The organism is Methylobacterium sp. EM32 (assembly GCF_040593685.1).
In the GTDB taxonomy this organism is placed as follows: domain Bacteria; phylum Pseudomonadota; class Alphaproteobacteria; order Rhizobiales; family Beijerinckiaceae; genus Methylobacterium.
Window position 1 is genome coordinate 1 of record NZ_JBEXZS010000213.1, and the last position, 5,185, is coordinate 5,185.

7 protein-coding genes are annotated in these 5,185 nt (G+C 73.6%); 6 read left to right on the forward strand and 1 reads right to left on the reverse strand.

Annotation, left to right across the window (positions count from 1 at the left end; translation table 11 throughout):
• Positions 1-292: 292 nt before the first annotated feature.
• The 6 genes from ABZT49_RS27680 (at position 293) to ABZT49_RS27705 (ending at position 4,446) form a co-directional block, all read left to right on the forward strand.
• Positions 293-1,507 (forward strand): ABC transporter substrate-binding protein, encoded by a 1,215-nt coding sequence (locus ABZT49_RS27680; RefSeq protein ID WP_355290861.1) that lies wholly within the window; start codon positions 293-295, stop codon positions 1,505-1,507.
• A gap of 75 nt (positions 1,508-1,582) precedes the next feature.
• Positions 1,583-2,410: an aldo/keto reductase gene (locus ABZT49_RS27685; RefSeq protein ID WP_355290863.1), complete on the forward strand. Its 828-nt coding sequence runs from the start codon at positions 1,583-1,585 to the stop codon at positions 2,408-2,410.
• A 69-nt stretch (positions 2,411-2,479) separates the two neighbouring features.
• A complete protein-coding gene (locus ABZT49_RS27690) occupies positions 2,480-2,926 on the forward strand; it encodes a thioesterase family protein (protein ID WP_355290865.1) in 447 nt (148 codons plus the stop codon).
• Entirely contained in the window at positions 2,923-3,351 is a 429-nt protein-coding gene (locus ABZT49_RS27695) for an ACT domain-containing protein (protein WP_355290867.1), read from the forward strand. Before ABZT49_RS27690 ends, ABZT49_RS27695 begins: the two co-directional genes overlap by 4 nt.
• A 102-nt stretch (positions 3,352-3,453) precedes the next feature.
• The gene (locus ABZT49_RS27700) at positions 3,454-3,660 is read left to right on the forward strand and encodes a hypothetical protein (RefSeq protein WP_355290869.1); all 207 of its coding nucleotides are present in this window, start codon (positions 3,454-3,456) and stop codon (positions 3,658-3,660) included.
• Between the two features lie 21 nt (positions 3,661-3,681).
• Positions 3,682-4,446 carry a sulfite exporter TauE/SafE family protein gene (locus ABZT49_RS27705; RefSeq protein WP_355290871.1) on the forward strand — a complete coding sequence of 255 codons (765 nt, stop codon included), beginning with the start codon at positions 3,682-3,684 and terminating at the stop codon, positions 4,444-4,446.
• Positions 4,447-4,452: 6 nt separating this feature from the next.
• Here the strand turns inward: ABZT49_RS27705 and ABZT49_RS27710 are convergent, their stop codons facing one another.
• Positions 4,453-5,010 (reverse strand): hypothetical protein, encoded by a 558-nt coding sequence (locus tag ABZT49_RS27710; RefSeq protein ID WP_355290872.1) that lies wholly within the window; start codon positions 5,008-5,010, stop codon positions 4,453-4,455.
• Between the last annotated feature and the right edge of the window lie 175 nt (positions 5,011-5,185).

Here is a 5,185-nt window from a genome sequence, read left to right on the forward strand (position 1 = left end):
AGATGGCGCCCGTCATCATGGTCGCGACCTCTCCGGAAGCGGCGTCCCCTCTCCCGGCTCGCTCCGCTCGCCACCCTCCCCCGCAGAGGGGGGAGGGTTCGCGGGCGCCTAGATCGATGTCGGGCGACGCTCACACCCGCTTCCTCGCCGCCGATGACAGACCCCCGCTTTCTCAACCAAGCCGCGCGATCCCGCATCGACGCCGCCCCGCACCCCTGACATACAGGGCCCCGAACCGGCCCGCCCGGGCCGTGGATAAGATCTGACAAAAAGCTCCCTGGGAGGTCCCCCGATGTCGTTCCGCTCAACGGCCGCCGGCGCCGCCGGCCTCGCCCTGTCGCTGGCCCTGAATGCCCCCGCCCTCGCGCAGGACGCCAAGACGCCGATCAAGATCGGCGTGCTCAGCGACATGAGCGGGCCCTTCGCCGACCAGGCCGGCACCGGCTCGGTCACGGCCGCGCAACTCGCCGTCGAGGATTTCGCCAAGGAGGCCGGCGAGCTGAAGGTCGAGGTCGTCTCGGCCGACCACCAGAACAAGCCCGATATCGGCCTCGCCACCGCCCGGCGCTGGCTCGACCAGGAGGGCGTCTCGACCATCGTCGACCTGCCGAATTCGGCGGTCGCGCTGGCGGTGTCCAACCTGATGCGCGAGCGCCACCGGGTGGCCCTGGCCTCCAGCGCGCTCACCTCCGACCTCACCGGCAAGGCCTGCGCGCCGACCACCGTGCAGTGGGTCTCGGATACCTGGGCGCAGGGCTCGGCCACCGCGCGGGCCATCGCCGGGCGCGGCCTCAAGTCCTGGTACTTCGTCACCGTCGATTACGCGCTCGGCCACGCGCTGGAGCGCGACGCCACCGTGGCGCTGAAGGCCGCCGGCGGCACCGTGAAGGGGTCGAGCAAGCACCCGCTCAATGCCGGCGACTTCGCCTCGCCCCTGCTCTCGGCGCAGGGGTCAGGCGCGCAGGTGCTGGCGCTCGCCGATACCGGCGCCGACATGATCAACGCCGTCAAGCAGGCGGCGGAGTTCGGCGTGATGCCGGAGATGCGGCTTGCCGCCCTGTTCGTGCAGCTCTCCGACACCCACGCCCTCGGCCTCAAGGCGGCGCAGGGGCTGCAGCTCGCCAGCGCCTTCTACTGGGACCGCACCGACGGCACCCGCGCCTTCGCTAAGCGCTTCGGCGAGCGGATGAACGGCCGCATGCCGACCGAGAACCATGCCGGCGTCTACTCCTCGACCCTCGCCTACCTGCGGGCGGTGCGCGACACCGGCACTATCGAGGGCGAGAAGGTCGTGGCGGCCCTGCGCGAGAAGCCGATCAACGATCCGCTCTTCGGCACCGTCACGGTGCGCCAGGACGGCCGCGCGGTGCACGACCTGTTCCTCTACGAGGTGAAGGCCCCGGCCGACAGCAAGGGCCCGTACGACTACTACAAGCTCCTCGACACCGTGCCGGGCGACCAGGCGTTCCGGCCGATGGCCGACGGCGGCTGCCCGCTGGTGAAGTAACCCACCCTCGACATCGGCGGGGTCCGACCCAGATCAGGTTTTCGCCCCTGTCAGACCCCGCCGAAAGTGTTCCTCATGTCCGACGCCGTCCTGACCCTGAACGACGGGAAGCGCATCCCCCAGCTCGGCTTCGGGGTGTGGCGCCTCTCCGACGAGGAGGCCCCTTCGGTCGTCGGCACCGCGCTCGAGGCTGGGTACCGCCTGATCGACACCGCGGCGATGTACGGCAACGAGGCCGGCATCGGCCGCGCCGTCGCCGCCTCCGGCCTCCCTCGGGAAGAGGTCTTCGTCGCCACCAAGGTCTGGAACGACCGCCACGGCTACGACGAGACCCTGCGGGCCTGCGAGGAATCCCTGAGCCGCCTCGCCCTCGACTACGTCGACCTCTACCTCGTCCACTGGCCGGTGCCGCAGCGTGGGCAATACGTCGACACCTGGCGCGCCCTGATGCGCCTGCGCGAGGATGGCCGCGCCCGCTCGATCGGCGTCTGCAACTTCACCGTCGATCACCTCAAGCGCGTGATCGACGCCACCGGCTCGACTCCCTCGGTCAACCAGGTCGAGCTGCATCCGCGCTTCCAGCAGAAGGCCCTGCGGGCCTTCCATCAGGAGGCCGGCATCGTCACCGAGGCCTGGGCGCCGCTCGGCCGCGGCGGCCTGCTGGGCGACCCGGCGATCCAGGCCATCGCCGAGAAGCACGGCCGCACCCCGGCCCAGGTCGTCCTGCGCTGGCACCTGGATGGCGGCACCGTCGCGATCCCGAAATCCGCCACGCCCGCCCGCATCCGCGAGAACCGGGAGCTCGACGGCTTTTCCCTCGACGCCGAGGATCTCGCCCGCATCGCCGCCCTCGACGATCCGGCCGGGCGGATGGGGCCGGATCCGGAGACCTTCGGGGTGTGAGCCTGGCTTGATCGCCGGAACCCCGCCGGCCTACGGTCCGGCTCTTCCTCTTGTCGCGAGGCTTGTCCGTTGAGCGGCCGCACGCCCCCCGAGACCCGCGCCGCCTACCGGCGCTTCGTCCCGATCACCACCCGCTGGGCCGACAACGACGTCTACGGCCACGTCAACAACGTGGTCTATTACGCGTTCTTCGACACGGCGGTGAACAGCGTGCTGATCGCGGAGGGCGCCCTCGACATTGCGAACAGCCCGGTGATCGGCCTCGTGGTCGAGACCGGGTGCCGCTACTTCCGCTCGATGGCGTTCCCCGACCGGGTCATGGCCGGGATCCGGGTCGCGCATCGCGGCACGTCGAGCGTGCGCTACGAGGTCGGTCTGTTCCGCAACGACGACGAGGACGCCGCGGCGCAGGGCCACTTCGTCCACGTCTACGTCGACCGGGCGACGCAGCGCCCGGTGCCGCTGCCGGAGGCGCTGCGGCGGGTGCTGGAGCCGCTCGCCGTGACCGCTCCGTGAGCGGCGAGACGGATCTCGGCCGCCTCCTCGCCGGGATGCGGCCGGAGCTGCGGCCCGGCACCTACGTCTTCGCCGTGGTGGATGACGATGCGGTGCCGGCGGGGCTCACGCCCGTGATGAGCTTTCGCGAGGCGGAGGGCACGACCCTGATCCTTCCGGAGGCGCAGGCCGCGCGGGCCGGCCTCACGGGCGCCTTCCCGTGCCGCTGGATCACGCTGACGGTGCACTCCTCGCTCGCTGCCATCGGCTTCCTCGCCGCCGTGACGGCGCGCCTCGCCGAACGGGGGATCGCGGTGAATGCCGTCTCGGCCTTCCACCACGACCACCTGTTCGTGCCGGTGGCGCGGGCGGAGGAGGCGATGGGGGTGCTGCGGACGCTCGCCGACCACGCCGCATCTGGATCCCCGGTCGTCGAGCGTCCATAGGCTGGCCTCCACCTCCCGCGAAGGGACCTTTCGCCCCTTACGGCTTGTTGCACCCTCCGCCGCCGCCCAAGCTGCCGGCATCGCAACCGGAGGACCCGCACCATGCCGCCGCGCATCCCGCTCAGTCCCGGGGGGCCGGGCCCGCTCGGGCTCGTCGCCCTCGCCATCGCGATCCTGGCCGCCGGCCTCCTCCTCGAAGGCCACCCGGTCGACGCATCGGTGTCGCCGCACGTCGCGCCGGTCGAGGCCCCGGCCCACCCGCTGCCGAGCCCGGAGGCGATGCTCCGGGACCTGGCCGGCCGCGACTGACGAACGAAGACGACGCAATCCGTGACCGACTTCCTCGCCGGCAGCGCCGGCCCGCTCGGCTGGGCGGTGATCCTCGCCACCTTCCTCCTCGCCGGCTTCGTCAAGGGCGTGATCGGGCTCGGCCTGCCGACGGTGGCGGTGGGGCTGCTCGCCACGGTGATGAGCCCGGGCCAGGCTGCGGCGCTCCTGATCGTGCCGTCCTTCGTCACCAATGTCTGGCAGCTCCTCGCCGGGCCGCGCTTCGGCCCTCTGCTGCGGCGGCTCTGGCCGATGATGGCGGCGGTCGCCGTCGGCACGGTGGCGAGCGCCGGGCTGATCGCCGGCAGCCAGGGGCCCGGCCCGGCGAGCGCCCTCGGGGTCGCGCTGGTGGCCTACGCGGCGACCGGGCTCGCCGGCCTCTCCATCCGGGTGCCGGCCCGTGCCGAGCCGTGGCTGTCGCCGGCCGTCGGCCTCGTCACCGGTCTCGTCACCGGGGCGACCGGGGTCTTCGTGATCCCGGCGGTGCCCTACCTCCAGGCGCTCCAGCTCGACCGCGACGGGCTGATCCAGGCCCTCGGCCTGTCCTTCACGGTCTCGACCGTGGCGCTGGCCGCCGGTCTCGCGCGGGAGGGTGCGCTGCCGCTCGCCGCCGGGGCCGCCTCCCTCGCCACCCTGGCGCCGGCGCTCCTCGGCATGGCGGCCGGGCAGTGGCTGCGCGGCCGGGTCTCGGCGCCGACCTTCCGGCGCGCCTTCCTGATCGGTCTCCTGCTGCTCGGCGCCCACCTGGCCCTGCGGCCGTGGCTGTGACGGACTCTACTCGTCCTCGTCGTCGATGGGCCGCAGGATCTGCATCCGCCGGCCCATCGGATCCTCGATGGTGGTGCGGCGCATGACCAGGAAGCCGCCGTCCTGGGCGCGGCGGATCCGGTCGGCGCGGGCATCGACCCAGAGGTCGACGTCGCGGTAGCCCGCCATCTCCGGCGGCAGCGGGCGGGCGACCCGCACCGGCCGCGGCTCCGGCCGGACGGCGACGGCCCGGCGCGGCGCTTCTGCGACCGGACGGCGGATCGGGCGCGCCGCGACGCGCTCGCGCCGCTCGGGCGCGCGCCGTGCGATTGCCGGGCGCTCGGCCTTGCGCGGCCGCGAGGCGGTCCGTGCCGGCTTCGGGGCCGGTCGCGCGGGCGTTGCGGCGGGTTCGACGGCCGGGGAGGCGGGTTTTGCCGCCTCCGGCACGGCCGGGGCCTCGGCCGCCCGCGCGGGCGGATCGCTCCACGGGCGCGGGGCGGCGGGATCCTGCGCCCGCGCCGGCGGCGCGCACAGGATGCCGAGCAACAGGGCGAGGCCGACCGAGCGGCGCATCCCGTCACGCATGATCGCACCTCCGGATCGGCAGGCGCAGCCTGCCCGGCTCCTCGGTCGTCGCGGCCCAGGCACTGGGCCGCGCGCCGGGGGGGACAACCGGGCCGGGGGGGGGGAGGTTGGCGCGCGCGGGCCGGGGGGGCCCCCGCGGGGGTTTTGTATACACCCCGCGGGGTGATACCCGCGC

Coding starts and splice junctions, on each gene's coding strand:
- ABZT49_RS27700 (WP_355290869.1), top strand. CDS start 3,454: ATGCCGCCGCGCATCCCGCTCAGTCCCGGGGGGCCGGGCCCGCTCGGG.
- ABZT49_RS27710 (WP_355290872.1), bottom strand. CDS start 5,010: ATGCGTGACGGGATGCGCCGCTCGGTCGGCCTCGCCCTGTTGCTCGGC.
- ABZT49_RS27685 (WP_355290863.1), top strand. CDS start 1,583: ATGTCCGACGCCGTCCTGACCCTGAACGACGGGAAGCGCATCCCCCAG.
- ABZT49_RS27680 (WP_355290861.1), top strand. CDS start 293: ATGTCGTTCCGCTCAACGGCCGCCGGCGCCGCCGGCCTCGCCCTGTCG.